At 41.8% G+C, this 25,520-nt stretch carries 24 protein-coding genes; 14 read left to right on the forward strand and 10 right to left on the reverse strand.

The window, feature by feature from the left end; all coding sequences use genetic code 11:
• The coding region (locus MK385_RS04720) for an LPXTG cell wall anchor domain-containing protein (protein ID WP_268725417.1) at window positions 1–195 on the forward strand (195 nt) is incomplete at its 5' end.
• 81 nt (window positions 196–276) lie between these two features.
• Here the strand turns inward: MK385_RS04720 and MK385_RS04725 are convergent.
• The 3 genes from MK385_RS04725 to MK385_RS04735 all read right to left on the reverse strand — a co-directional run bounded on the left by MK385_RS04725 (window position 277) and on the right by MK385_RS04735 (window position 2,896).
• Entirely contained in the window at window positions 277–1,353 is a 1,077-nt protein-coding gene (locus tag MK385_RS04725; protein ID WP_268725418.1) for a DUF2974 domain-containing protein, read from the reverse strand.
• 111 nt (window positions 1,354–1,464) lie between these two features.
• Window positions 1,465–2,241, reverse strand: a complete 777-nt coding sequence (locus tag MK385_RS04730) for a ferredoxin reductase domain-containing protein (RefSeq protein ID WP_268725419.1) — start codon at window positions 2,239–2,241, stop codon at window positions 1,465–1,467.
• Window positions 2,242–2,326: 85 nt separating this feature from the next.
• Window positions 2,327–2,896 (reverse strand): TetR/AcrR family transcriptional regulator, encoded by a 570-nt coding sequence (locus MK385_RS04735; RefSeq protein WP_268725624.1) that lies wholly within the window; start codon window positions 2,894–2,896, stop codon window positions 2,327–2,329.
• A 320-nt stretch (window positions 2,897–3,216) separates the two neighbouring features.
• Between MK385_RS04735 and MK385_RS04740 the strand changes: the two genes are divergently transcribed.
• The 3 genes from MK385_RS04740 (at window position 3,217) to MK385_RS04750 (ending at window position 6,220) form a co-directional block, all read left to right on the forward strand.
• Complete coding sequence (locus MK385_RS04740; protein ID WP_070696863.1) at window positions 3,217–3,894, forward strand: response regulator transcription factor; 678 nt, start codon at window positions 3,217–3,219, stop codon at window positions 3,892–3,894.
• Window positions 3,887–4,861 (forward strand): sensor histidine kinase, encoded by a 975-nt coding sequence (locus MK385_RS04745; RefSeq protein WP_268725420.1) that lies wholly within the window; start codon window positions 3,887–3,889, stop codon window positions 4,859–4,861. Before MK385_RS04740 ends, MK385_RS04745 begins: the two co-directional genes overlap by 8 nt.
• A gap of 309 nt (window positions 4,862–5,170) precedes the next feature.
• A complete protein-coding gene (locus MK385_RS04750) occupies window positions 5,171–6,220 on the forward strand; it encodes a DUF389 domain-containing protein (RefSeq protein ID WP_268725421.1) in 1,050 nt (349 codons plus the stop codon).
• Between the two features lie 212 nt (window positions 6,221–6,432).
• Here the strand turns inward: MK385_RS04750 and thrS are convergent, their stop codons facing one another.
• The 3 genes from thrS to MK385_RS04765 form a co-directional block, all read right to left on the reverse strand.
• Window positions 6,433–8,376, reverse strand: coding sequence for a threonine--tRNA ligase (thrS, locus tag MK385_RS04755; RefSeq protein ID WP_129312445.1), 1,944 nt, complete (start codon window positions 8,374–8,376; stop codon window positions 6,433–6,435).
• 19 nt (window positions 8,377–8,395) lie between these two features.
• Complete coding sequence (locus tag MK385_RS04760) at window positions 8,396–9,010, reverse strand: AAA family ATPase (RefSeq protein WP_268725625.1); 615 nt, start codon at window positions 9,008–9,010, stop codon at window positions 8,396–8,398.
• Window positions 9,011–9,280: 270 nt separating this feature from the next.
• Window positions 9,281–9,646, reverse strand: coding sequence for a hypothetical protein (locus tag MK385_RS04765; RefSeq protein WP_268725422.1), 366 nt, complete (start codon window positions 9,644–9,646; stop codon window positions 9,281–9,283).
• A gap of 190 nt (window positions 9,647–9,836) precedes the next feature.
• Here MK385_RS04765 and MK385_RS04770 point away from each other — a divergent pair, with 190 nt between their 5' ends.
• The 3 genes from MK385_RS04770 to MK385_RS04780 all read left to right on the forward strand — a co-directional run bounded on the left by MK385_RS04770 (window position 9,837) and on the right by MK385_RS04780 (window position 12,375).
• The gene (locus MK385_RS04770) at window positions 9,837–10,688 is read left to right on the forward strand and encodes a metallophosphoesterase family protein (protein WP_268725423.1); all 852 of its coding nucleotides are present in this window, start codon (window positions 9,837–9,839) and stop codon (window positions 10,686–10,688) included.
• Window positions 10,689–10,849: 161 nt separating this feature from the next.
• Window positions 10,850–11,791, forward strand: coding sequence for a hypothetical protein (locus MK385_RS04775; RefSeq protein ID WP_268725424.1), 942 nt, complete (start codon window positions 10,850–10,852; stop codon window positions 11,789–11,791).
• Window positions 11,792–11,937: 146 nt separating this feature from the next.
• Window positions 11,938–12,375, forward strand: coding sequence for an Rrf2 family transcriptional regulator (locus tag MK385_RS04780; protein WP_268725425.1), 438 nt, complete (start codon window positions 11,938–11,940; stop codon window positions 12,373–12,375).
• A gap of 169 nt (window positions 12,376–12,544) precedes the next feature.
• Here the strand turns inward: MK385_RS04780 and MK385_RS04785 are convergent, their stop codons facing one another.
• The 4 genes from MK385_RS04785 to MK385_RS04800 are packed head-to-tail and all read right to left on the reverse strand — an operon-like array spanning window position 12,545 to window position 15,467.
• Entirely contained in the window at window positions 12,545–13,204 is a 660-nt protein-coding gene (locus MK385_RS04785) for an amino acid ABC transporter permease (protein WP_268725426.1), read from the reverse strand.
• Between the two features lie 9 nt (window positions 13,205–13,213).
• Window positions 13,214–13,891, reverse strand: coding sequence for an amino acid ABC transporter permease (locus tag MK385_RS04790; protein WP_268725427.1), 678 nt, complete (start codon window positions 13,889–13,891; stop codon window positions 13,214–13,216).
• Window positions 13,892–13,903: 12 nt separating this feature from the next.
• Complete coding sequence (locus tag MK385_RS04795; protein ID WP_268725428.1) at window positions 13,904–14,698, reverse strand: transporter substrate-binding domain-containing protein; 795 nt, start codon at window positions 14,696–14,698, stop codon at window positions 13,904–13,906.
• Window positions 14,699–14,708: 10 nt separating this feature from the next.
• On the reverse strand, window positions 14,709–15,467 hold the full coding sequence (locus MK385_RS04800) for an amino acid ABC transporter ATP-binding protein (RefSeq protein ID WP_268725429.1): 759 nt from the start codon (window positions 15,465–15,467) through the stop codon (window positions 14,709–14,711).
• Window positions 15,468–15,644: 177 nt separating this feature from the next.
• Between MK385_RS04800 and recJ the strand changes: the two genes are divergently transcribed.
• The 7 genes from recJ (at window position 15,645) to MK385_RS04835 (ending at window position 25,413) form a co-directional block, all read left to right on the forward strand.
• Entirely contained in the window at window positions 15,645–17,864 is a 2,220-nt protein-coding gene (gene recJ, locus MK385_RS04805; RefSeq protein ID WP_268725626.1) for a single-stranded-DNA-specific exonuclease RecJ, read from the forward strand.
• 282 nt (window positions 17,865–18,146) lie between these two features.
• On the forward strand, window positions 18,147–18,794 hold the full coding sequence (locus MK385_RS04810) for a COG3942 and LysM peptidoglycan-binding domain-containing protein (RefSeq protein ID WP_268725430.1): 648 nt from the start codon (window positions 18,147–18,149) through the stop codon (window positions 18,792–18,794).
• A 510-nt stretch (window positions 18,795–19,304) separates the two neighbouring features.
• On the forward strand, window positions 19,305–20,966 hold the full coding sequence (locus tag MK385_RS04815; protein WP_000065609.1) for a ribonuclease J: 1,662 nt from the start codon (window positions 19,305–19,307) through the stop codon (window positions 20,964–20,966).
• Between the two features lie 68 nt (window positions 20,967–21,034).
• The gene (locus MK385_RS04820; RefSeq protein ID WP_268725431.1) at window positions 21,035–21,814 is read left to right on the forward strand and encodes an alpha/beta hydrolase; all 780 of its coding nucleotides are present in this window, start codon (window positions 21,035–21,037) and stop codon (window positions 21,812–21,814) included.
• A 104-nt stretch (window positions 21,815–21,918) separates the two neighbouring features.
• Window positions 21,919–22,620, forward strand: a complete 702-nt coding sequence (locus MK385_RS04825; RefSeq protein WP_268725432.1) for a M57 family metalloprotease — start codon at window positions 21,919–21,921, stop codon at window positions 22,618–22,620.
• A 101-nt stretch (window positions 22,621–22,721) separates the two neighbouring features.
• Window positions 22,722–24,569 (forward strand): excinuclease ABC subunit UvrC, encoded by a 1,848-nt coding sequence (gene uvrC / locus MK385_RS04830; RefSeq protein WP_268725433.1) that lies wholly within the window; start codon window positions 22,722–22,724, stop codon window positions 24,567–24,569.
• Window positions 24,559–25,413 (forward strand): metallophosphoesterase family protein, encoded by an 855-nt coding sequence (locus MK385_RS04835; protein ID WP_001015771.1) that lies wholly within the window; start codon window positions 24,559–24,561, stop codon window positions 25,411–25,413. Before uvrC ends, MK385_RS04835 begins: the two co-directional genes overlap by 11 nt.
• Window positions 25,414–25,520 lie beyond the last annotated feature (107 nt).

The raw sequence follows: 25,520 nt of genomic DNA on the forward strand, positions 1-25,520 counted from the left end.
GGCGACACAGAACATGTCTACGAAAAAGTTGTTACTGCCCCTCAACAAAAACCGACTAAGCAATCTCCAACTACTAAAGCAACCAAAGAATTACCTAATACTGGTACGGAAGATCATGCAGCTTTGGCAGCTCTAGGAGTACTTGGTTTGATGAGCGGATTTGGACTTGTGGCACGCAAGAAAAAAGAAGACTAATTCTATACTCGAGATTCTAAGTAGTATCCATTAGTTTCTTAAACAAAAAACCAACTAATCATTAGGTTAGTTGGTTTTTGTCTATTCTCGATTTTTCCAAGCTTGGTAGCGGGTGTCGATCAAGAGTTGGGTTAGTCGTCCCATGGTTTCTCTTTCTTCGGGAGTGAGGGATTGAGCTTGGACAAAGAGATGGTGAATGTGTTCAATGACCTTGAAGGAAGAAAGATCGTTGATAGAGGAGATGCCTGCATCAAGAATAATTCCAAAAAAGAGGTCAAAGTAGAGCTGCAGTTCTTCGTCAGGAACTGTTTCAACCCATTCCTTGAAAGTAGTGTCGACTTGTTGGCTGTCACTATTGGTCTCGTCTAGTTGGACAAAGTGTTTGTATTCAATCTGCCAACTAAAGGTGTCATGCTGGGCAAGACCGCCCAAGGCAGTGCTTCGAACGACGATTTTCTTATCAGGAATTTCCAGCATCATCCCGATGATAGAACCTTGTGGGACAAATACTTTCGTTCTTTCCATCATGTTTTGATAGCCAGCTGTTTCGGTTAGTTCCTTGTGAAGTCCAGGAGCATCAAAAGTATAGACAGCGACAATGTTTTTTTGTAAGACTGGATCGAGCTGACTGGCAGCATAGACAGCTAGATTGCCTCCTTTTGAATGCCCTGCTAGAATAACCTTTTGGTTAGGATGTTGGGGGAAAAAGTCCTCTAAATACTGGAGGGCATGTTTTTGAGCAGGGATTTCCTTCATATAGGTCATATGGAAATCTTCTTTCCAACCAATGATGCTGTCATCCGTCCCGCGAAAAACAAGCAAATAGGTATCGAGACTGATACGATAAGTCATAGCTGCGAACTGTTTTTGCAATTCAGGATCGATATCGTTGATAAAGTCTGAGAGCTTGCAATTTTTAAAGCGTTTGTGTTGAGCGAGCTGAACCAACAACTGGAGACGGTTTTTATTGGTCAACATCGTCGTGTCTCTAGGAATTTGGGGTGCAAGATCTATGAGGCGCTTGGGTTTTTGGGTTACTACACCATCAAAAGCAAGATAGGTCAACTCAGTCAAGGCAAGAACGTCTAACTCATTCACGGGGAGGTCATAAAAGGAATCGTATGCTACATCATTGAGGTAGTCAAAAATATTGGCCATAAAAGCTCCTTTCTCTATGTTTATCCTATCACATTTACCTAGAATTAGCTAGTGGGCTTGTTCGAATGACCTAGTAGGATTTGATTGAAATACATAGAAGATAGATTGCTCCTATTTCAAACCTCTAAATGAGCTTACTTGTATGTTTTTGATATCAATACCATTTTCCTTTAAAAAAATCTTCATCTCATTTACATCATCAGGCTGCCCTGTGATGAGATAGCTGGCTTGATTGCCGTATTCGTCAATAGCACGTTTTAAAAAATCTTGACTTTGAGAAAGTTCATCGATAGTTTTATAAGTAAAATTCGGTGTTTTTTGAGCCAGTTCTTTCATCTCATTATCGAAAATAGTAACTCCTTTGTCAAAATGGTTGAGAATAATCGGACATTTACCAGCCCATTCTTTGATAAGGGGGCGTAGAGCGGAAATGCCGACATCAGATGCAAAGCAAACTAGTGGCTGATTCGTATCTTTAACAGTCAAAGAGGAATCCAGCCAACTCATCTCAATCTCACTGCCAGCTGGTAAATGTGTCAAGGTGTTCTTAAAGTCGCTACCGCTATTATGCGTTAAAATGAGGATTTCATCTTCATCAGGTGTGGAGGCAATGGTCAGCCATCGACTGGTTTGCTCTCCCTTAGCTTCATATTTACTAGCAGTAGACGAGGTATCAGGGAGTGTAAACTTAGCATAAGCCCCAGCTTTCCAAATTTGATGACTCGGTTTTGTGATATGAATTAAATACAGATCTCCGCTGGGGTTTTCGATGGATTTTATCGATAATGTCTGGCTTCGTCCAAAATAAGCGATGGCACCCCAAGTTATAAGGCCTAAGACTCCAAGTGTTGATAGAATGATAATAAACATTTTTTTACCTCTTTTCATTTTTTATGACTCCTGTTCTCAATTTTATGAATGAACTAAAAACAAATTCATTCATATCCTTTCAAAAAATAAAGAAATCCATTCTTTATTTTAGAACTCCTTTAATGAAGTTGGTTGCAAGTATTTCAACAGTTTTGCCAACATCTGGAAAATCTTTTTCCGTGATATGCATATCCATATAGTAAAACAGATTATAAACCTGTAAAATATCTTGAATCTTTTCTGGCGAGTACCCTTCAGCCTGCATACGATTTGTAAAAGTTTTAACTAGAAACTGATGAAAAGGATTTGCGACTTTACCTTCTTCCGAGGAATAGTAGCTGTGCAACTCATCTGCGATGGCAGGATTGTACCATTCTGCAAGGATTTTATTGGAAGAAACGAGAGTTCTGGACTGAGCAAATAGTTGACCAATGAGGTCAATCATGTCAATTTCCCAATCCAGTTCTTCGATCATAGCTTGGCGAACACGGTTGTTTTCATCTATATAGATGTCTAGAAAAATGGCTTCTTTACTCTCGTAATAGTTATAAAAAGAACCAACTGCAACACCAGCTTGCCTAGCAATTTCTGAAATTCCTGTTGCCTTGTAACCTTTTTTCGAAAAAACTTCATAGGCTGCTGTCTTTAAAGATTGTTTTTTGTCCAATATGATTTAACCTCCTTTACTTCATGAATGAATAAATTAATCTGTTCATTCATATTCTAACAAATCATGGCTAGCTTGTCAATAAGAAGGCTGGATCTATTAAATAAGTTAAAGAAACGCTAACTAAATGAGTACAAAAAGGAAAATATAGGATAAGGCTGGAACTATAGTTAAAAATAAGGTATGATATCAATGGGATTATTCTCTATTTAGCTTTCGTTTCCGAATCTGGATTTGAAAGATAAATAGCCAAATAGTTGAGTTACCAATTCATAGATTTTTTATTAAGGCTTTTGATATTTTGAACAAGAGTAAAGGAGGAGCGCATGCACAAAATTTTACTAGTAGAAGATGACCAAGTCATTCGACAACAAGTTGGGAAACTGCTCTCTGAGTGGGGCTTTGAGGTCATTTTGGTAGAAGATTTTATGGAAGTATTGAGTCTTTTTGTTCAGTCAGAACCTCATTTGGTCCTCATGGATATTGGCCTGCCACTTTTTAATGGTTACCACTGGTGCCAGGAGATTCGCAAGATTTCTAAGGTGCCCATTATGTTTCTGTCTTCGAGAGATCAGGCTATGGATATTGTCATGGCGATCAATATGGGAGCGGATGACTTTGTGACCAAGCCTTTTGACCAGCAGGTGCTCCTTGCCAAGGTTCAGGGCTTGTTGCGCCGTTCCTATGAGTTTGGTCGTGATGAAAGTCTGCTGGAGTATGCGGGTGTGATCCTCAATACCAAGTCTATGGACCTGCACTATCAGGGGGAAGTTCTGAGTTTGACCAAGAATGAATTTCAAATTTTGCGAGTGCTGTTTGAACATGCTGGCAATATCGTGGCGCGTGATGACTTGATGCGGGAACTCTGGAATAGCGACTTTTTCATCGATGATAACACCTTGTCTGTCAACGTTGCTCGCTTGCGTAAAAAGTTGGAGGAGCAAGGTTTAGCAGGCTTTATCGAAACCAAGAAAGGGATAGGATACGGACTGAAACATGCTTGATTGGAAATCATTTTGTCTAGCCTATCTGCGTTCTCGCAGTCGCGTTTTTGCCTATATTTTTTCATTAGGCTGTCTCGTCCTTCTCTTTCAGTTTTTGTTTGCTAGTCTAGGAACTTATTTTCTTTATTTCTTTCTGCTCAGTAGTTTTGTGACCTTCTTATTTTTGGCTTGGGATATTTTTGCAGAAGCTCAGGTTTACCGGCAGGAAGTACTCTATGCTGAGCGAGACCCCAAGTCTCCTCTGGAATGTGCGCTAGCAGAAAAGCTCGAAGAGCGTGAGTCTGAATTGTATCAAAAGAAGTCGGAAGTCCAAAGTAAACTGACGGATTTGCTGGACTACTACACCTTGTGGGTTCACCAAATCAAGACCCCCATTGCGGCTAGTCGACTTTTAGTGGCAGAAGTCTCTGATCGTGAGGTCAAGCAGCAACTGGAACAGGAAATCTTTAAGATTGACTCCTATACCAATCTGGTATTGCAGTATCTTCGTTTGGAGAGTTTCCACGATGACTTGATATTTGAAAAGGTTCAAGTGGAGGATCTGGTTAAGGAAGTGGTTCGCAAATATGCCCTTTTCTTTATCCAAAAAGGACTGGCGCTCAATCTCCATGACCTTGACAAAATCATAGTGACCGATAAGAAGTGGCTGTTGGTCGTCATTGAACAAATCCTCTCAAACAGTCTCAAGTACACCAAGGAAGGTGGGTTAGAGATTTACATGGAAGGTCAGGAACTCTGTATCAAGGATACGGGAATCGGGATAAAAAATAGTGATGTGCTCCGAGTCTTTGAACGTGGCTTTTCAGGCTATAATGGGCGTTTGACCCAGCAATCATCTGGACTTGGACTTTACCTATCTAAGAAAATTTCTGAAGAGCTGGGCCACCAGATTCGCATCGAGTCTGAGGTCGGAAAAGGAACGACAGTGCGAATTAAGTTTGCGGAAGTGAACCTACTTATTGAGTAAAAAGAAATGCTAAGAACTTGGAAGAAATCTTTCAAGCTCTTCTTTAGATTTCTATGTAGTGAGAAAATAGGATAGAACAAAGAAAAAGGTAACTGGAATTTTTCCCGTTCACTATCTTTTAAATTGATTGAGTTCTTCAGAGAAAGGTTGTAAAATTTTTGATATAATATCAAGGATGGACTGATGGATATTTAAAGGATTATTTTCAAAAGAATGACAGGTGAGAATTAAAATATGTAAAATTGAAAAGAAGTCTCTCTGCCACCATCTAAGCAGAAACAAGAGTATATGAAATAAAAGGAGTAACCAATGACTGGAAATTATTCAACACGTGAATATCGTGAGAAATTATATGATGATCTTCATGTTCGATTAAGAGATACAGTGATTTTGATGTGTGCGATTTTTATTGCCTCTATAGGTTTAAATATGAATTCAACAGCTGTCATTATTGGAGCCATGCTGATTTCCCCTCTTATGACATCGATTGTTGGACTCGGATTTGGTTTAGCTATTTTTGATACGCGTTTAATCAAGCAATCTTTAGAGGTTTTATTTACTCAAGTATTGGTCAGCTTGCTTGTTTCGACTCTGTATTTCTGGATTTCTCCCTTATCTTATGCAAGTAGCGAATTGATTGCACGAACCTCTCCAACCATTTGGGATGTTCTCATTGCTATTGCTGGTGGGATAGCAGGTGTAATTGGGTCAAGGAAAAAAGAAGCAAACAATATCGTGCCAGGAGTAGCCATTTCAACAGCTCTGATGCCACCTATCTGTACTGCAGGATATGGTTTAGCTAACGGAAATGTACGATTTTTATTTGGGGCTCTCTATCTTTTCTTGATCAACTGTGTCTTTATCATGCTAGCCAACATTATTGGAACAAGAATTTTGATGAGAAAATCTCCCTTAAGTTCATTTAATGAGCTAAACATTAAAATGAAAATTGGCTTGATATCCTTGATTGTATTATTGGTTCTTCCAGCCAGCTATTCAGCAGTCACTCTGACGATGGATCAAGCACGAAAAGAAGGGATCAAACAGTTTGTAGGAAAAGAATTCGCCAATCACACGGTCATTAATCAAGTCTATAAGTCAAGGGACAATGAATTAGTCTTGACGGTTGTTGGAGATCCGATTTCAGAAGAAGAATTAGAAAGGATCCACCAAAAACAAGCCTCTTACGGTATTCAATCTGTTCAATTAAAAGTCAATCAAGTCCATAATTCGACAAAATTAGATAGTGAGATGACCAAGGAATTTTATGAAAACATTAACAAGTATATCGATCAAAAACTCTCTGAAAAAGATTCACAAAAAGATCTCGTAAAAGAAAATGAAGCAGACAAGGATTGAGGATATTGAACTTTTCTAACTCGAGGAAGCAAATCTTGGGAGGATATCCTATAACCAACAGTTAGTGGATAGAAAGGATTGTTGATGAGGATACCATTTGTGGTGGTTTGACCAATCACGACTAGCTCAGGTTAAATAAAATATAAAAAAGCAACAACTATTTCAGTTGTTGCTTTTTCTTACTGAAAAATGTTTCTCAGACAGTGATCGTTTTATTTTTCCACACGTGATTTGTTGGCGATATCAGCTAGGATAGCTTGCACAAAGTCATCAACTGAGACAGTTTGTGTTTCTTTTTGGCCATAGCGACGAACATTGACTGTTCCGTCTTCCATTTCCTTATCACCAACGATCAATTGGTAAGGAATCTTGCTAGTTTGAGAAGCACGGATCTTGAACTGCATTTTTTCGTTGCGTTCATCCACATCAGCACGGACACCACAGTCACGGAGTTTCTTAGCCACTTCCCATGCGTAGTCTACGTGTTTTTCGTTAGAAACGGGGATGAGAGTTACTTGATGTGGTGCAAGCCATGTTGGGAAAGCTCCCTTGTAGTTCTCAATCAAGATAGCTGTGAAGCGTTCCATAGTTGAAATAACCCCACGGTGAATCATAACTGGACGGTGTTCTTCCCCGTCAGCTCCGATATATTTGAGGTCGAAGCGTTCTGGAAGCAAGAAGTCAAGCTGGATAGTTGAAAGGGTTTCTTCTTTTCCGAGAGCTGTCTTAACTTGGATATCCAATTTTGGTCCGTAGAAGGCTGCTTCACCCTCAGCTTCAAAGTAGTCAACACCCATTTCATCGAGAGCTGCACGAAGCATGGTTTGGGCATTTTCCCACATCTCATCATTATCAAAGTACTTGTGAGTATCTTGAGGGTCACGAAGAGAGAGACGGAAGCGGTATTCAGTCAAGTTGAAGTCTTCATAAACATCGATAATCAACTGAAGGGCACGTTGGAATTCTTCTTGGATTTGTTCAGGAGTTACAAAGAGGTGACCGTCGTTGAGAGACATTTCACGCACACGTTGAAGACCAGTAAGGGCACCAGATTTTTCGTAACGGTGCATCATACCGATTTCAGCGATACGGATTGGCAATTCACGGTATGAGTGAACATGGTGTTTGAAGACTTGGATGTGGTGTGGGCAGTTCATTGGACGAAGAACAAATTCTTCCCCGTCACCCATGTCCATAGTTGGGAACATGTCTTCTTGGTAATGATCCCAGTGACCAGAAGTCTTGTAAAGCTCTACAGAAGCAAGTGGTGGAGTGTAGACGTGTTGGTAGCCAGAAGCTAGCTCTTTGTCTACGATGTAGCGTTCCAACTCACGACGGATAGTCGCACCATTTGGCAACCAGAATGGAAGCCCTTGTCCGACTTCTTGTGAAATCATGAAGAGGTCAAGCTCTTTACCAAGTTTACGGTGGTCACGTTCCTTAGCTTCTTCACGCATTTGGAGGTAGTTTTTCAAGTCTTTCTTGTCAAACCAAGCTGTACCGTAGATCCGTTGCATCATCGCGTTGTCGCTATTTCCACGCCAGTAAGCACCAGCTACATGGAGAAGGTGGAAGATTTGGATGCGACCAGTTGTTGGCACGTGAGGGCCACGGCAAAGGTCTACATATTCACCTTGACGATAGATAGTCAAACCACCCTCGTCTTCAGAGTGTTCTTCAATCAATTCCAACTTGTAAGGGTCGTTTTTGAAGATTTCACGCGCTTCATCTTTCGATACTTCCTCACGAATAGAAGGGAAGTTTTCTTTAACGATCTTTTGCATTTCTTCTTCGATACGAGGCAGGTCTTCGTTAGAGATTTGACCAGCAGTATTGTCTGTATCGTAGTAGAAGCCATCTTCAATAGCTGGACCAACACCCAAGTGAATATCTGGGAAGAGGCGACGAGCTGCTTGGGCAAAAAGGTGAGCAGCTGAGTGACGCAAGATTGGAAGGGCATCTTCGTGATCAGGTGTCACGATTTCGATGCTTCCATCTTCAGTGATAGCACGAGTCGTGTCAATGAGTTTGCCGTTGAATTTACCAGCCAAGGCTTTTTTAGCTAGGGAATTGCTGATAGATTGGGCAATTTCAAAAGTAGTAACGCCAGATTCGAATTCACGAACAGCGCCATCTGGGAAAGTAATCTTAATCATGTGTTTTCTCCTTAAATATTTATTCTATTTTTTTGGACAATTTTAAGAGCCGAGCAACTTCTTCCGCAGTCTGATTCTCTGATTGACTGCCATCTGTTATGAGGCTAGGATAGCCTAATCTCACCGCTTCCTTACGAACCATTTGAGCAAAAAGAATGTCTCGTTGCATCCAGTTTTCAAAAGCTTGATCGGGGTTGGTTGTACCCTCTAAGACATAAGGAACCCATTCTCTCTGTATATAATGCTTTTTTTGAAAATCAGCTGTCGGAGTCAAGCATAGATAGGAGGATGCTTGACATTCAAGCTCCTTTACTAAGTGAGGCAAAAGTCCTGCTCCCTCCACCAAGAGAGGTCTGTTTTGATTTTTTATCAAGTAAGATTTTACATAAGGGAAAATCTCTTCATAAAAGCGCCATTCTTCATCTGCCATCTCTTCTGGATTTCTCATCCAGATTTGTTCCGGATTTCTATCCTGCCTAAGAAGGCAAATTGGCTGTGAGTCTGCACTTGCTTGACTCATCATCTCTTCTACCAAATCATCCAATTTGATATGAAGTAGTTGATACTGTCTAGCAAGAAGTGAGGCAATTGTTGACTTTCCACTGCAAGGCGATCCGCCAATCATATAAAGCATCGTTCTTCCTCCTTCTGACAAAACAAAAAACGACATCCTAAAAGGACGTCGCAACGTGGTTCCACCTTCATTTATGCACAACAAAAACTGTTGACACCTCTGATTGGCTTTAACGTAGCCACCGTTTTATGTTTGCATAAAAGTCAGTAGAGTAGTATCAGTTTAGGCTTTCTATGCGTTCTCAGCAACCACGCACTCTCTGGTAGAAAGGGGCTAAGTGACTTGTCTCTATGCATTATTATAGCATGATTGCGAGATTTTTCAAGGCTTTTATCCTATTTTTTTACTTTTCTGCTTGTTTGTAAGATGACTAAGACCTCTACCTGAAGCCATACCAAGTAGGGCGAAGATTTCATAGGCTACGAGATAAAGAAGAATGAACTCACCAAAGGTGATGATGGTAAAGCAATAGAGCAGTCCAATTCCCAGCAACCACCAAAGTGAGAAATGGAAACGGTAGCTATAAAGAAGGGATATGATGAAAGTTGCCAAAGGTGAAAAGAGGATGATGTTGTTAATGTACAGTCCCTTCAGTGTATATGGGTCAGTAATGAGTAGTGAGAATAGCTCATAGAGGGGCCAGTAAAAGAAGAAAATGACAAGGTAGTATGGGGTATACTTAAGATATTTTTTCATGGCAATATTCCTCCAATTCTTGCTAAAAGAGTGCTACTGAAGAGTATCTGGTTATAAATGAAGGTTCTCTTTACTTATATTATAGCACGATTCGGAGGCTCTTACAATTTAATCCAGTGATCAGTGATAGTAATCTTTTCGAGTGTTTTCTGTTATAATACTAACAAAAGAAGGAAAATAAGGAGAAAGAATGACTAAAATAGCAGTTCTTTCAGACATACATGGAAATACGACAGCTTTGGAAGCTGTACTGGCTGATGCTAAAGCGGCAGAGGTAGACGAGTACTGGCTTTTGGGAGATATACTCATGCCTGGGACAGGGCGTAGAAGGATATTGGATCTCTTAGCTAGCTTGCCTATTACAGTAAGAGTTCTGGGAAATTGGGAGAATAGTCTCTGGCGAGGCCTGCATCGCAAGTTAGATCCTACAAAAGCGAGTCATCGTTATCTCCTGCGTCAAAGTCAGTACATCTTAGAGGAGATTAGCCCTAAAGAAATCGAAGACCTCAATAATCAACCCATGCAAGTTCATCGTCAGTTTGGTGATTTGATGGTGGGAATCACTCACCATCTCCCTGATAAAAACTGGGGTAGAGAATTGATCCATACGGGAAAACAAGAAGATTTTGATAGATTGGTGACGAATCCCCGTGCCTCTATCGCAGTATATGGCCATATTCACCAACAGTTGCTTCGTTATGGAAGTGATGGTCAGTTGATTCTCAATCCAGGATCCATTGGGCAACCCTTCTTTTTAGATGCGAAGTTGCGTAAGGACCTGCGGGCCCAGTATATGATTTTAGAGTTTGATGAAGCAGGTTTGTCTGATGTTGATTTTCGTCGAGTGGATTATGATGTGGAAGCTGAATTGCAGTTGGCTAAGGATTTGAAGCTCCCCTATTTCCAGGTCTACTATGAAAGTTTGGTAAATGGGATTCACCATACTCATAACCATGAATTGTTAGGTCAGATTAGTGAACAAGAAGGTTATGATCAGGATGTTGAACTCTGGATGGAAAGAGACAAGAAAGATTGGTTTTAAAAGGAGTTTTGACTAGAAATAGGATAATCTAATGACAGCTGTTTCTTGGAAAGTCAAAAAGGAAACGAATTGACAGATTATAAAGTTTATGCTAGAATATGGAAAAATATATAATTTGAACACCATACTAATTGATGCTCAAAATAAAAAGGAGATTATTTATGAAGCCAGAAGAATTAGAAGCTATTGCTTCAGGATTAGGCCTACAGTTTGATGAGGAGTCCGGAAGCATTTATGGACGTCAATCGGGTTACTTATTATTGCTACATGAAGCAGATGTAAAAAATCAGTTTCGACTTAGCGTCAGTGTGAGCTTGAATGGCAATCCTGCAGATTCAGAAGAAAACGAGTTGGTGTGGGATGACTTTAAGAGCGAATCACTTCCAAACTTGTCAACCTTATCTATTAACCAGTACACTGTATCTATTGTTGTCAAGGGTGCGATGCGCAAATCAAAGACAATTGAAAAATTACAGACACTTATAACAGACCTCGTTGCATTCCTTGAAACCCATCACTTCGTTCAAGTTTGTGGCTACAGTGGTCAAGAGGGCCCAGTTAGTCTCTATCAATTAGGAGAGTCGGTTTTCATTATCAATGAAGAAAGCTATCAATTTTTGAAGAGTAATCTTCAAATTGAAATGGATTCTTATCACAGTCAGAAGGAAAATGTTCTTCTTGGTACCATTGGCGCCTTACTTGGCGCCTTGATTGGTGGGGCGGTTGCTCTTTTCATAGCTCGTCTTGGTTATGTAGCTGTCGCAGCGGGGCTTGTTCTTGGAATTTGTACCATTAAAGGATATGAAATGTTTGCAAGAAAGTTATCACGAAAAGGGATTCTGATTTCTGTTGTTTTGATGGTAGTTACAGTCTTTTTAGTGAATCAAATCGATTTGGCAATGGAAGTCGTAGCTCAACTAGGGGTTGAGTTTGCCTATGCTTTCCGAGTGGTAAATGAACTAATTGCAAGCGGAGAATATCCGGATAATTATTTCTTTAATCTAGGGATGTTAGCTGTTTTTACCTTGGCTGGTGCGGGGATTTCTATCAGTTCAGTCTGGTCAAGACACAAAATAAAGGGAACTGCTCGTAAAATTGGGTAAAAGATAAGCTTTTGTATTCTCTCAGTCACTAGACTTACTAGGGAATACAAGGCTTTTTCTGATTAAAAATAATATTGTGGTAATAATTGACATTACAACACAAAAGGGTATAATGGGTATCAGATAGGATGTAAAAGGAGAAGAAAATGCAAATTTCAAGCCGATTTACAATTGCGACTCATATGATGATTATTATTGCAATGCAGGATACAGATAGTAAAGTAACCAGCGATTTTCTTGCGGCCAGTGTTGGAGTCAACCCAGTTATTATCCGAAAGACTTTATCGCAACTCAAAAAAGCTGGATTGATTTCAGTTGCTCGTGGTACGGGCGGTACCGAGATTATCAAAGACCTCCAAGATATTAGCCTTTTTGATGTTTATCAGGCTGTTGAATGTTTAGGAAAATCTGGCAAGCTCTTTAGTTTCCATGACAATCCAAATCCTAAGTGTCCAGTAGGAGCAAATATTCATGAAGTCTTGGATCAAAAATTGCTGGATATCCAACTAGCGATGGAAAACCAACTTCGTCAGACAAGTCTGGCTCAGGTTGTGGCCGATGCTCAGAATAAACTGTCTAAGTGAGAGGACTAAGGTTCTCTTTTTTCTATTGCCCTTATGTAGCTAGGATGTAGCCGTGAGAGGAGGTAATAGACTACATGCAATAGAATCTTTCTCTGGATAGTCAGAAGCAAGACCAGCGCTTAGTAGCAGTCAAAAACCAGCTCCCCACATGCATGGAGAGCTAGTTTCTTTATTCTGCGGCTTGTTGCCAATGTTTTGCCAGCTTATGAGACAAGCTAGAAATAGCAAAGTTAAAGATAAAGTAAATCAAGGCAATCAGGATATAAAGACTGAAGACCTGCTCAGGTTCAAAATAGCGTCCCATGAGGATTTGGCTAGCTCCAAAGAGCTCTTGTAGAGCGATAACAGAGTAGAGAAGGCTGGTATCCTTAATCACGGTCACAAACTGAGAAATGATAGCCGGCAGCATTTTACGGATTGCTTGTGGGAGAATGATGTAGTAGAGGATTTGCACTGAAGTGAATCCTTGCGACATTCCTGCTTCGTACTGACCCTTGTCCACGGCATTGAGACCGCCTCGGATAATCTCAGCTAGGGCTGCTGAGGTAAAAAGGGTAAAGGCCGTAATACCTGCTGGTGTGGACTTCATCTTAAACACCAAAAAGATGGTGAAAATCCAGAGAAGGTTGGGAACATTACGCACAAACTCTATATAAATGCTGGAGATGATTCGCAAGACAGGATTTTTCCCATTTCTCATTACGGCTAGTACTGCTCCGATAAGGGTCGAGAAGACGATAGCAATTAAAGAAATATAGAGGGTCAAGCCAAATCCTTTAAAGATAAAGGCTAGGTTATCTGGGGTCAAAACTTCTAAAATAGATTCCATAGTAACCTCCTAAAGTGAATAGGCTTTTTTGTTGGCTTGCTCCATCTTGCGACCAAATTGGGCGACAGGGAAGCAAAGGGCAAAGTAGAGTAGGGCGGCACCTAGAAATGCAGGGATGTAGTTTCCGTTGAGCGCCGACCAAGACTTGGTCACAAACATCAAGTCCACTCCAGAGATGATCGCAACCGTTGAAGTATTCTTGATAAGGTTAACGATTTGGTTGGTCAAAGGAGGGAGAATGATACGGAAGGCCTGAGGCAAGATAATCAAGCGCATAGCACTGATATAGGAAAAACCTTGCGACAATGCGGCCTCCATCTGACCACTAGGAATAGACTGAATCCCTGAACGAATAACCTCAGCAATATAGGCACCGTGATAAAGTCCGACGCAGAGAACAGCTGTCCAATAAATTGGAATCATGATGGTGTGATCACTGATAAGGGGTAGGCCATAAAAAACAATAACAAACTGTACCAAGAGAGGGGTGTTTTGGTAAAATTCGACAAAGATACGAGCCAAAATCCTTAAAATTTGATGTTTGCTAGTTGATAGGACTCCAAAGATGATTCCTAAGACCATAGCTAGGATAAAGGAACCAACCGCTAGGGCAAGAGTGAAGAGGAAACCATTGAAAAATTGTCCAAAATCCTGAAAATAGGCTGTCCAAGATGATAAATCTGTCATGGGGTGTCCTCCTTAATCTGCGGTATGGCTAGATGGTTTGAGCTTGTAACGGTCATAAAGCTTCTGCAAACTACCGTCCTTGCTCCATTTAGTGACCAAGGTATCAAGATAGTCGCTGAGCTCAGTATTTGATTTCTTGGTGACGATACCGTAGTCAGATGGCTTGAAACTATCATCTAGCAGTTCTGTCCGTTTACTAATGTAGCCAGACAGGATAGAGCGGTCTACGGAAAAGGCATCAATACGGTGAGCGTGAAGGGAAGTAATCAATTCTGGGTAGGAACCAAGTTCGACGAATTTAAAGGTTAGACCTTTCTTTTTACCCAGTTCAGTAATCAGGTGTTGGGTAATGGAACCTTGGGCAACTCCGATCGTTTTACCGTTTAGGTCTTCAATGCTTTTGATGTTGGCAGATTTGTTGACCAAAAATCCAGAAGCGTCCGTATAGTAGGGACTGGTGAAGTTGTATAGCTTTTTACGCTCGTCTGTGATGGTGAAGGTCGCGATATCCATATCGACCTGTTCGTTGTCTAGGAGTGGTCCACGAGTTTGTGCAGTAACAGGAACGTAGCGAATCTTGACCTTGAGTTCGTCTGCAATCATCTTGGCCAAGTCCGTTTCGATACCAGAATAAGTTCCTGTCTTGGGATCTTTGTAACCAAAATTGGGAACGTCTTGTTTGACACCGACAACCAGTTCGCCTCTTTTTTGAATGTCTGCGACTCTAGTATCGGCTTGGACTGGTTTGGCAGCAACAAGGCTGAAAAGGCCAATTAATAATGCGGATAAAAAGAGTTTCTTTTTCATAGGCGCCTCCTTATTTGACTTTGTCACTTTCGTGGTTGATAATTTTGCTGAGGAATTGTTGGGCACGGGGTTCGCTTGGATTGTCGAAGAAATCATCGACATCTGTCGTATCCACCAAAACTTCTCCGTCGGCCATAAAGATGATGCGGTCAGCAACTTCACGGGCAAAGCCCATTTCATGGGTAACGATGATCATATTCATCCCGTCATGTGCCAGTTTCTGCATAACTGCTAGAACATCTCCGATAGTCTCAGGATCAAGAGCAGATGTTGGCTCATCAAAGAGGAGGAGTTCCGGACGCATAGCGAGGCCGCGTGCGATGGCAATCCGTTGTTTTTGTCCACCAGATAGCATGGATGGATAGGAATCTTTCTTGTCCCACATATTTACAAATTCCAGATATTTTTGGGCTGTTTTTTCAGCTTCTTTTTTATCAATTCCTAGAACTTTTACGGGAGCTAGTGTTACATTTTCTAACACAGTTTTGTGTGGATAAAGGTTAAAATGTTGAAAAACCATGCCGACTTCCTTACGAAGAGGAACTAAATCTTTCTGACTGGCACCTGCTACTTGGTGTCCATTGACTAGGAGACTTCCTTTGTCAACAGCCTCCAAACCATTAATCGTACGGATAAGAGTAGATTTACCAGATCCGGAAGGTCCAAGCAGGACAACGACTTGTCCTTTTTCAAAACGGAGATTGATGTCGCGGAGTGCGTGATAGTCTCCGTAATATTTTTCGACGTGTTTAAATTCTACTAAAGCCATGAGAGATCTCCTTTGTGTTAGATTTTATAACATGATTTTACAACAAAAGAATGTTCTTGTCAAATCATATCTGAAAAAAATTCACTAAAATGTTATAAAAAAGCAATATGGATAGAGAAAATGCCTAAATCGTGTTATAATGAAACGATAGAATTCTTAGAAAGAGTGGATGTTTTTTTGATAACTCCTACTTATGAATGGCAGTTTGCCCCGCAGGTTGAAGATGCGGATTTTACAAAGATAGCCAAGAGGGCTGGACTGGGTCCTGAGGTGGCTCGGTTATTATTTGAAAGAGGGATTCAGAACGAAGAAAGTCTAAAGAAGTTCTTAGAACCTTCTTTGGAAGACTTGCACGATCCCTATCTGCTCCATGATATGGACAAGGCAGTGGAGCGGATTCGTCAGGCAATTGAAGAAGGGGAAAACATCCTCATCTATGGAGACTATGATGCGGATGGTATGACTTCGGCCTCTATTGTTAAGGAAAGTTTGGAACAGCTGGGCGCAGAGTGTCGTGTTTACCTGCCCAATCGCTTTACAGATGGCTATGGCCCTAATGCCAGTGTCTATAAATACTTTATCGAGCAAGAGGGGATTTCCTTGATTGTGACAGTGGACAATGGGGTTGCAGGTCACGAGGCTATTGAACTAGCTCAGTCTATGGGAGTGGATGTCATTGTGACTGACCATCATTCCATGCCTGAAACCCTTCCTGATGCTTATGCGATTGTTCATCCCGAGCATTCAGATGCGGGCTATCCTTTCAAACAGTTGGCCGGATGCGGAGTGGCTTTCAAGCTGGCTTGCGCTCTTTTAGAAGAAGTACAAGTGGAGTTGCTTGATTTGGTCGCCATCGGAACTATTGCCGATATGGTGAGCCTGACGGATGAAAACCGTATTTTGGTTCAATATGGTCTGGAAATGTTGGGGCATACTCAGCGCATCGGTCTGCAAGAAATGCTAGACATGGCTGGGATTGCTGCTAATGAAGTGACAGAAGAAACGGTTGGATTCCAGATTGCCCCTCGTTTAAATGCCTTAGGCCGCTTGGACGATCCCAATCCTGCCATTGATTTGTTGACTGGCTTTGATGATGAGGAAGCGCATGAGATTGCCCTCATGATTCATCAGAAAAACGAAGAGCGCAAGGAAATCGTTCAGTCAATCTATGAAGAAGCTAAGACCATGGTGGATCCTGAGAAGAAGGTCCAGGTCTTGGCAAAGGAAGGTTGGAATCCTGGAGTTCTGGGTATCGTGGCTGGCCGCTTGCTGGAAGAACTAGGGCAGACGGTCATCGTTCTTAACATAGAGGACGGTCGTGCCAAGGGCAGTGCTCGTAGCGTGGAAGCTGTCGATATTTTTGAAGCCTTGGATCCCCATCGAGACCTCTTTATCGCCTTTGGCGGCCATGCTGGTGCAGCAGGGATGACGCTAGAGGTTGAGAAATTCTCAGATTTATCCCAGGTTTTGGAAGGTTATGTCCGTGAAAAGGGTGCAGATGCTAGTGGCAAGAATAAGTTAAATCTAGATGAAGAGCTAGACTTGGAGACGCTTAGCTTGGAAACGGTCAAAAGTTTTGAACGTTTGGCACCTTTTGGAATGGACAATCAGAAACCTGTCTTTTATATCAAGGATTTTCAGGTCGAAAGTGCCCGTACTATGGGGGCAGGCAATGCCCACCTCAAACTAAAAATTTCCAAGGGTGAGGCGAGTTTTGAAGTGGTGGCCTTCGGACAAGGTAGATGGGCGACAGAGTTTGCTCAGACAAAAAACTTAGAATTGGCAGTCACCCTGTCTGTCAACCAATGGAATGGCCAAACTGCCCTCCAGTTGATGATGGTGGATGCGCGTGTGGAAGGTGTTCAACTCTTTAACATTCGTGGGAAGAATGCAGTCTTGCCAGAAGGGGTTCCAGTCTTGGACTTTGCTGGAGAATTACCAGAATTAGCGACCAGTGATGCTGTGGTTGTGAAAACCATTCCTGAGGATATTACCCTGCTGAAGACCGTTTTTCAGGAGCAAAATTTCTCTGCGGTCTATTTCAAGAACGACATTGACAAGGCCTACTATCTAACAGGTTATGGGACTAGAGAGCAGTTTGCTAAATTGTACAAGACCATTTACCAGTTTCCAGAGTTTGATATTCGCTATAAGCTGAAGGATCTGGCGGCTTATCTCAATATCCAACAAATCTTGCTGGTCAAGATGATTCAAGTATTTGAGGAACTGGGCTTTGTGACGATCAAAGATGGTGTCATGACAGTCAATAAAGAAGCGCCGAAAAGGGAAATTGCTGAAAGTCAGATTTACCAAAATCTCAAACAAACCGTCAAAGATCAAGAAATAATGGCACTGGGGACAGTGCAAGAAATGTATGATTTTTTAATGGAGTTATAGATGGAAAGGGACTGAGATGACCTATCTCAGTCTCTTTTTGTCGGATAAATGCTTGCTGTGGGAGTGGTTGATTAGATAGTCTTTTGGATGGTTTGCTGATGTAAAGATTGGGGAAATGATTCATTTTTTATTCTCTTCTATCACTTTATACGATGTCTGCTTTTAAACCTTATGTAGTAAAAGTATAAATTTTTGTAACATGACTAAAATATAACTCTAAACGAACTGACATGTAAATCAAGTATGATTTTCTTATCAAGAAAATATAAGGGGAATCTAGTTATGAAAAAAACAGTTACGAAACTGACTCTTGGTTTGACTTCTACCGCTATTTTGGCTACAGTTGGGGCTCAAACGGTTCATGCGAACTCTTACGTTGTCCAAGACGGTGATTCATTTTATGCCATTGCAACTGCAAACGGCATGGATCCGCATGAGTTGGCAGCTTTGAATGGAAAAACCATCTTTGACACTATCCACCCAGGCGATGTATTGGAAGTGAGTGGTTTCGCTCAGGCTAGCTCTACCTACAGTGCTCCAGCTAGTACTGCGAATGTGGTATCAAATACAGAGGATGTTGTCGAAAAGACTCCGACAAACTATGGAAACTCTTATCCTGTTGGTCAGTGTACATGGGGCGTGAAAGAATTGGCTCCTTGGGCTAGCAACTGGTGGGGAAATGCCAACACGTGGGCAATCTACGCTAGTGCTCAAGGCTATAAGACAGGAAGTGTTCCAGTAGTAGGAGCAATCGCCGTTTGGGATGGTGGTGAATATGGACACGTTGCTTATGTAACAGATGTTCAAAGTGAAAACTCTATTCAGGTATTGGAAGCAAACTACAGACGTCAAAAGCAGATTGCGAATTACCGTGGCTTCTTTAATCCACATGAATTTTTAGGTAACGTCACTTATATCTATCCAAACTAAAGATGATAAAAAGATTTAGAATTTCTAAGTCTTTTTTCTTTTTGAAGAAATCTCCTATCAGTATCCTCCATCTTAGTGGCTAATTGCTGAAAATTTTTTAGATTTTGTAGCGAACAGGCAATTCTCGCTTTTGGACGTAGATAAACCATGTCTTTGAAAAAAATAGTTTTCAAGTCGAGAGGCGAAGGGCAAGAATTTAACTTGTTTTGAACTAAAAGAGAAATTTAGGGTTCGAGAAAGGTATCTGAAATTAAATTGATTCAAAAAGCCCATATTTTTGATGGTACAATCGTTCCATTATCTTCGATGAAGCCTCCAAAAGAGAAGTCAAAGTAAAAGAATTCGATTCACAGTAGTGACTAATCTCTAGTTAAAAACCTATCTTCGTTTTGAAAATAATCAAAAAAATGGTATAATGGTAGGAAAAGATTCGGCTGGAAGTTTTAGAACTTTTAGAATAAGAGGGTGAATTCGCCCTATAATCAAGATAAATGAAGTTTCGGAGGAAAAATGAGTAATATCAGTTTAACAACACTAGGTGGTGTACGAGAAAATGGGAAAAATATGTACATCGCTGAAATCGATGGTTCTATTTTTGTTTTGGATGCGGGGCTTAAATACCCTGAAAATGAACAACTAGGTGTTGATGTCGTCATTCCAAATATGGACTACCTTTTTGAAAATAGCGATCGTATCGCAGGGGTCTTTTTGACCCACGGACATGCGGATGCCATTGGTGCCCTGCCTTATCTTTTGGCAGAGGCTAAGGTGCCTGTGTTTGGTTCTGAGTTGACTATTGAGTTGGCCAAACTCTTTGTCAAAGGGAATGATACGGTTAAGAAATTCAATGACTTCCATGTGATTGATGAAGATACAGAGATCGACTTTGGAGGGACTGTGGTTTCCTTCTTCCGTACAACCCACTCCATCCCAGAAAGTTTGGGAATAGTCCTGAAAACAGCTGAAGGTAGCATAGTTTATACAGGGGACTTCAAGTTTGACCAGACAGCTAGCGAATCCTATGCGACGGATTTTGCTCGTTTGGCAGAAATCGGTCGTGATGGTGTCTTGGCGCTCCTCAGTGATTCAGCCAATGCAGACAGCAATATCCAGGTGGCGAGCGAGAGTGAAGTTGGAGACGAAATTACCCAGACCATTGCAGACTGGGAAGGTCGTATCATCGTTGCCGCAGTTGCCAGCAACCTTTCTCGTATTCAGCAGGTTTTTGATGCTGCAGCAGATACAGGTCGCCGAGTTGTTTTGACTGGATTTGATATTGAAAATATCGTCCGCACTGCGATTCGTCTCAAAAAATTATCTCTAGCTAATGAAAGTCTCTTGATTAAACCCAAAGAAATGTCTCGTTTTGAAGACCATGAGTTGATTATCCTTGAGACTGGGCGTATGGGTGAGCCTATTAATGGACTTCGTAAGATGTCTATTGGTCGCCACCGCTATGTGGAAATCAAAGATGGGGACTTGGTCTATATCGTAACGACTCCATCTATCGCCAAAGAAGCCGTTATGGCGCGTGTTGAAAACATGATCTACCAAGCTGGTGGTGTGGTGAAACTCATTACCCAAAGCTTGCGAGTATCCGGACACGGGAATGCGCGTGATTTGCAGTTGATGATCAATCTTCTGCAACCAAATTACCTCTTCCCTATCCAAGGGGAGTACCGTGAGTTGGATGCGCATGCCAAGGCTGCCATGGCAGTTGGGATGTTGCCGGAACGCATTTTCATCCCTAAAAAGGGAACGACCATGTCTTATGAACATGGAGACTTTGTTCCAGCTGGAGCAGTTTCTGCAGGGGATGTCTTGATTGACGGAAATGCCATCGGGGATGTTGGAAATGTCGTCCTTCGTGACCGTAAGGTCTTGTCAGAGGATGGGATCTTTATCGTAGCAATCACTGTCAACCGTCGTGAGAAAAAAATTGTGGCCAAGGCTCGCGTCCATACACGTGGATTTGTTTACCTCAAGAAGAGCCGTGATATTCTCCGTGAAAGTTCAGAATTGATTAACCAAACGGTAGAAGAGTATCTTCAAGGTGATGACTTTGACTGGGCAGATCTCAAAGGCAAGGTTCGTGACAATCTGACCAAGTACCTCTTTGATCAAACCAAGCGTCGCCCGGCAATCTTGCCAGTCGTGATGGAAGCAAAATAATAAGCAGAATACCTACAGAAAAAGTCGAAATTCGGCTTTTTCTTATAGAATAGTAAAAGGAGACAACCATGGCAGTTATGAATATTGAGTATTACTCAGAAGTTTTGGATATGGAGTGGGGCGTTACCGTACTCTATCCAGATGCTAGTCGGGTGACTGAACCAGATTGCACAGATATTCCTGTCCTTTATCTTTTGCACGGAATGTCAGGAAACCAAAATAGCTGGCTCAAACGTACCAATGTCGAACGCTTGTTGCGGGGAACCAATCTCATTGTTATCATGCCCAATACTAGCAATGGCTGGTACACAGATACTCAGTATGGCTATAACTACTATACTGCTCTAGCAGAAGAACTCCCCCAAGTCATGAAACGTTTCTTCCCCAATATGACCAGCAAGCGAGAAAAGACCTTCATAGCAGGTCTCTCCATGGGAGGATATGGTTCCTTCAAACTCGCTCTATCGACGAATCGTTTTTCTCATGCGGCTAGTTTTTCTGGTGCGCTCAGTTTTCAGGATTTTTCTCCTGAAAGTCAGGATCTGGGGTCACTTGCCTACTGGCGAGGAGTTTTTGGAGAGATTAAAGACTGGACAGCTAGCCCTCATTCGCTTGAAAGCATGGCTGAAAAATCCGATAAAAAGACCAAACTATGGGCTTGGTGTGGGGAGCAAGACTATCTCTACTCTGCCAATAACCTCGCAGTGAAAAACCTCAAAAATCTTGGTTTTGAGGTGACCTATAGTCATAGTCCAGGTAAGCACGAGTGGTACTACTGGGAAAAACAATTGGAACGTTTTTTGGCTACTCTACCAATTGACTTTGTTTTGGAAGAACGTTTATCTTAGTTTTAGTTTTCTTTCAGCTTTCTTCAGTAAAATAGAGAATCTATCTTGATCAAGGAGAACGTGATTTCAAGATAGGTTCTTATTTTTATGAAAGGTGGGGCGTCATGTTCTGGATTATTCGATTATTCTTCCGATTTCTTTTGGGAATTTGGCGTTTCTTCTGGCGTCTGGTTTGGACCGTGGTCATTCTACTTCTCATTGCCTTTGGAGTGGTTTGGTATCTGTCTGGTGATTTTCATTCTGCGGTCAATCAGGTTGAAAAAATGAGCAAGATTGGTCAAGGTGGCTGGAATCAATGGAAGGAGACGGGAACGCTGGAAGTCTTGTCTCAGACAGACAGTCACCAACATGCAGAAGGCAAGTGGGCTCAAGCCTCAGCTCGCATCTATATTGAGCCTCAAATGGATGAGACCTTCCAAGGCGCCTATGCAGAAGCCATAAAAAACTGGAATCAAACGGGAGCTTTTACCTTTGAGGTGGTTACGGATCCTAGCCAGGCAGATATTGTGGCAAGTGAAATGAATGATGGATCGACCGCTGTAGCAGGTCAAGCCGAGAGTCAAACCAATTTGTTAACCAAACAATTTATATCTGTAACGGTTCGCCTGAATCACTATTATCTATCCAATCCAAGTTATGGTTATTCTTATGAACGGATCGTGCACACGGCGGAGCACGAGCTGGGGCATGCCATCGGTTTGGATCATACCAACGAAACTTCTGTCATGCAGCCAGCAGGTTCCTATTATGGGATTCAGCCTCAGGATGTGACAGCTGTTCAAGAACTCTATACCAGTAGCGACTAGATGAAGTCGGTGCAATCCGAAAAGAAATCAAAGCTCCTCTATCAAGCGATTGGTGGGGCTTTTTGTTCGTCCTGTCACGGCCTTTTTGCTATAATGGAACTATGAATAACTTGATCGAATCAAAACTGGAGCTCTTGCCGACCAGCCCCGGTTGTTACATTCACAAAGATAAAAACGGCACTATCATTTATGTAGGAAAGGCTAAAAATCTGCGCAATCGAGTGCGGTCCTATTTCCGTGGAAGTCATGATACCAAGACGGAAGCTCTGGTGTCTGAGATTGTAGATTTTGAATTTATTGTTACGGAGTCCAATATTGAGGCACTTCTCCTAGAAATCAACCTGATTAAGGAAAATAAGCCCAAGTACAATATCATGCTCAAGGATGATAAGTCCTATCCCTTCATCAAAATCACTAATGAGCGTTATCCTCGCTTGATTATCACCCGTCAGGTCAAGAAGGACGGTGGTCTTTATTTTGGACCTTATCCTGATGTGGGGGCAGCCAATGAAATCAAGCGACTACTGGACCGAATTTTCCCTTTTCGGAAATGTACCAACCCGCCCTCTAAGGTCTGTTTTTACTACCATATCGGCCAGTGTATGGCCCACACCATCTGTAAAAAAGATGAGGCCTATTTCAAGTCCATGGCTCAGGAGGTTTCTGATTTCCTAAAAGGGCAGGATGACAAAATCATCAATGACCTCAAGGGCAAGATGGCAAAGGCGGCTCAAAGTATGGAGTTTGAACGTGCGGCGGAATACCGTGACCTGATTCAGGCCATTGGAACACTTCGGACCAAGCAAAGGGTCATGGCAAAAGATTTGCAAAATCGTGATGTCTTTGGCTACTATGTGGAAAAGGGTTGGATGTGTGTCCAGGTTTTCTTTGTTCGTCAAGGCAAGCTCATTGAGAGGGATGTCAATCTCTTCCCCTACTACAATGATCCGGATGAGGACTTCTTGACCTATGTGGGACAATTCTATCAAGAAAAATCCCACCTGGTTCCCAATGAGGTGCTGATTCCGCAAGATATCGATGAAGAAGCCGTTAAGGCCTTGGTGGATACCAAGATTTTCAAGCCCCAACGTGGAGAGAAAAAGCAGCTGGTCAATCTAGCCATAAAAAATGCCCGTGTTAGTCTGGAGCAGAAGTTCAATCTGCTGGAAAAATCTGTCGAAAAGACCCAAGGAGCTATTGAAAATCTGGGACGCTTGCTCCAAATCCCGACCCCAGTACGTATCGAGTCCTTTGATAACTCTAATATCATGGGAACTAGTCCTGTTTCAGCCATGGTGGTCTTTGTCAATGGCAAACCGAGTAAAAAAGACTACCGTAAGTACAAAATCAAGACTGTCATTGGACCTGATGATTATGCGAGTATGCGAGAGGTTATTCGCAGACGTTATGGTCGAGTTCAACGTGAGGGTTTAACCCCGCCAGATTTGATTGTGATTGATGGGGGACAAGGTCAAGTCAATATCGCAAAGCAAGTCATCCAAGAAGAGCTAGGTTTGGATATCCCAATTGCAGGTCTGCAAAAGAATGACAAGCACCAAACCCATGAACTGCTCTTTGGAGATCCACTGGAAGTGGTGGAGTTGTCTCGCAATTCTCAAGAATTCTTTCTCCTCCAACGCATCCAGGATGAGGTGCACCGCTTTGCTATCACCTTCCACCGCCAACTGCGCTCCAAAAATTCCTTTTCTTCACAACTGGATGGGATTGACGGTCTGGGACCTAAACGCAAACAGAATCTCATGAAGCATTTTAAATCTCTCACTAAAATCAAGGAAGCTAGTGTGGATGAAATTGTCGAAGTGGGTGTGCCAAGAGCAGTCGCAGAAGATGTGAAAAGAAAGTTGAACCCTCAGGAAGAAGTGGAATTGGCTCAAGTGGCGGAAGAAAGAGTGGACTACCAAACAAAAGGAGATTATGATGAACCATAAAATCGCAATTTTATCAGATATTCATGGAAATGTGACTGCCTTAGAAGCAGTGATTGCAGATGCTAAAGCACAAGGAGTCAGTGAATACTGGCTCATGGGAGACATTTTCCTCCCTGGTCCAGGTGCAAATGACTTGGTCGCTCTGTTAAAGGAACTTTCTATCACTACAAGTGTTCGAGGCAATTGGGATGATTGTGTCCTTGAGGCTTTAGATGGGCAATATGGCTTGGAAGACCCACAGGAAGTCCAGCTCTTGCGTATGACGCAGTATTTGATGGAGCGAATGGATCCTGCAACGATTGACTGGCTACGAAGCTTACCTATGCTAGAAAAGAGAGAAGTTGACGGACTGCGTTTTTCTCTTTCTCATAATTTGCCAAATAAGAACTATGGTGGTGACTTGCTAGTTGAGAATGATACAGAGAAATTTGACCAACTCCTAGATGATGAAGTTGATGTGGCAGTCTATGGTCATGTTCACAAGCAGTTGCTTCGTTATGGCAGTCAAGGGCAACAAATCATCAATCCAGGGTCGATTGGCATGCCCTATTTTAATTGGGAGGCGTTAAAAAATCACCGTGCTCAGTATGCTGTGATAGAAGTAGAATATGGGGAATTAGTAAACATTCTATTCCGAAAAGTTGCTTATGACTATGAAGCAGAGTTAGAATTGGCCAAGTCCAAGGGGCTTCCTTTTATCGAAATGTATGAAGAACTACGCCGAGATGACAACTATCGGGGGCACAATCTAGAACTCTTAGCTAGTTTAATTGAAAAGCATGGGTATGTTGAGGATGTGAAGAAATTTTTGGAGGCTATAAAGTCAGAATATAAGGTAGACTAGTTTCTTAAAACCCCTGAAAATTAGTTGGAACTGGATGAGGAAAAATCTGATTTTAATGATAAGTTTAAATCCAGGACTTCATCCGTGTTCCAATTTCTTTCTATGAA

Origin of the sequence: Streptococcus oralis, assembly GCF_026782125.1 — a bacterium.
GTDB classification, from domain to species: Bacteria; Bacillota; Bacilli; order Lactobacillales; family Streptococcaceae; genus Streptococcus; species Streptococcus oralis_CE.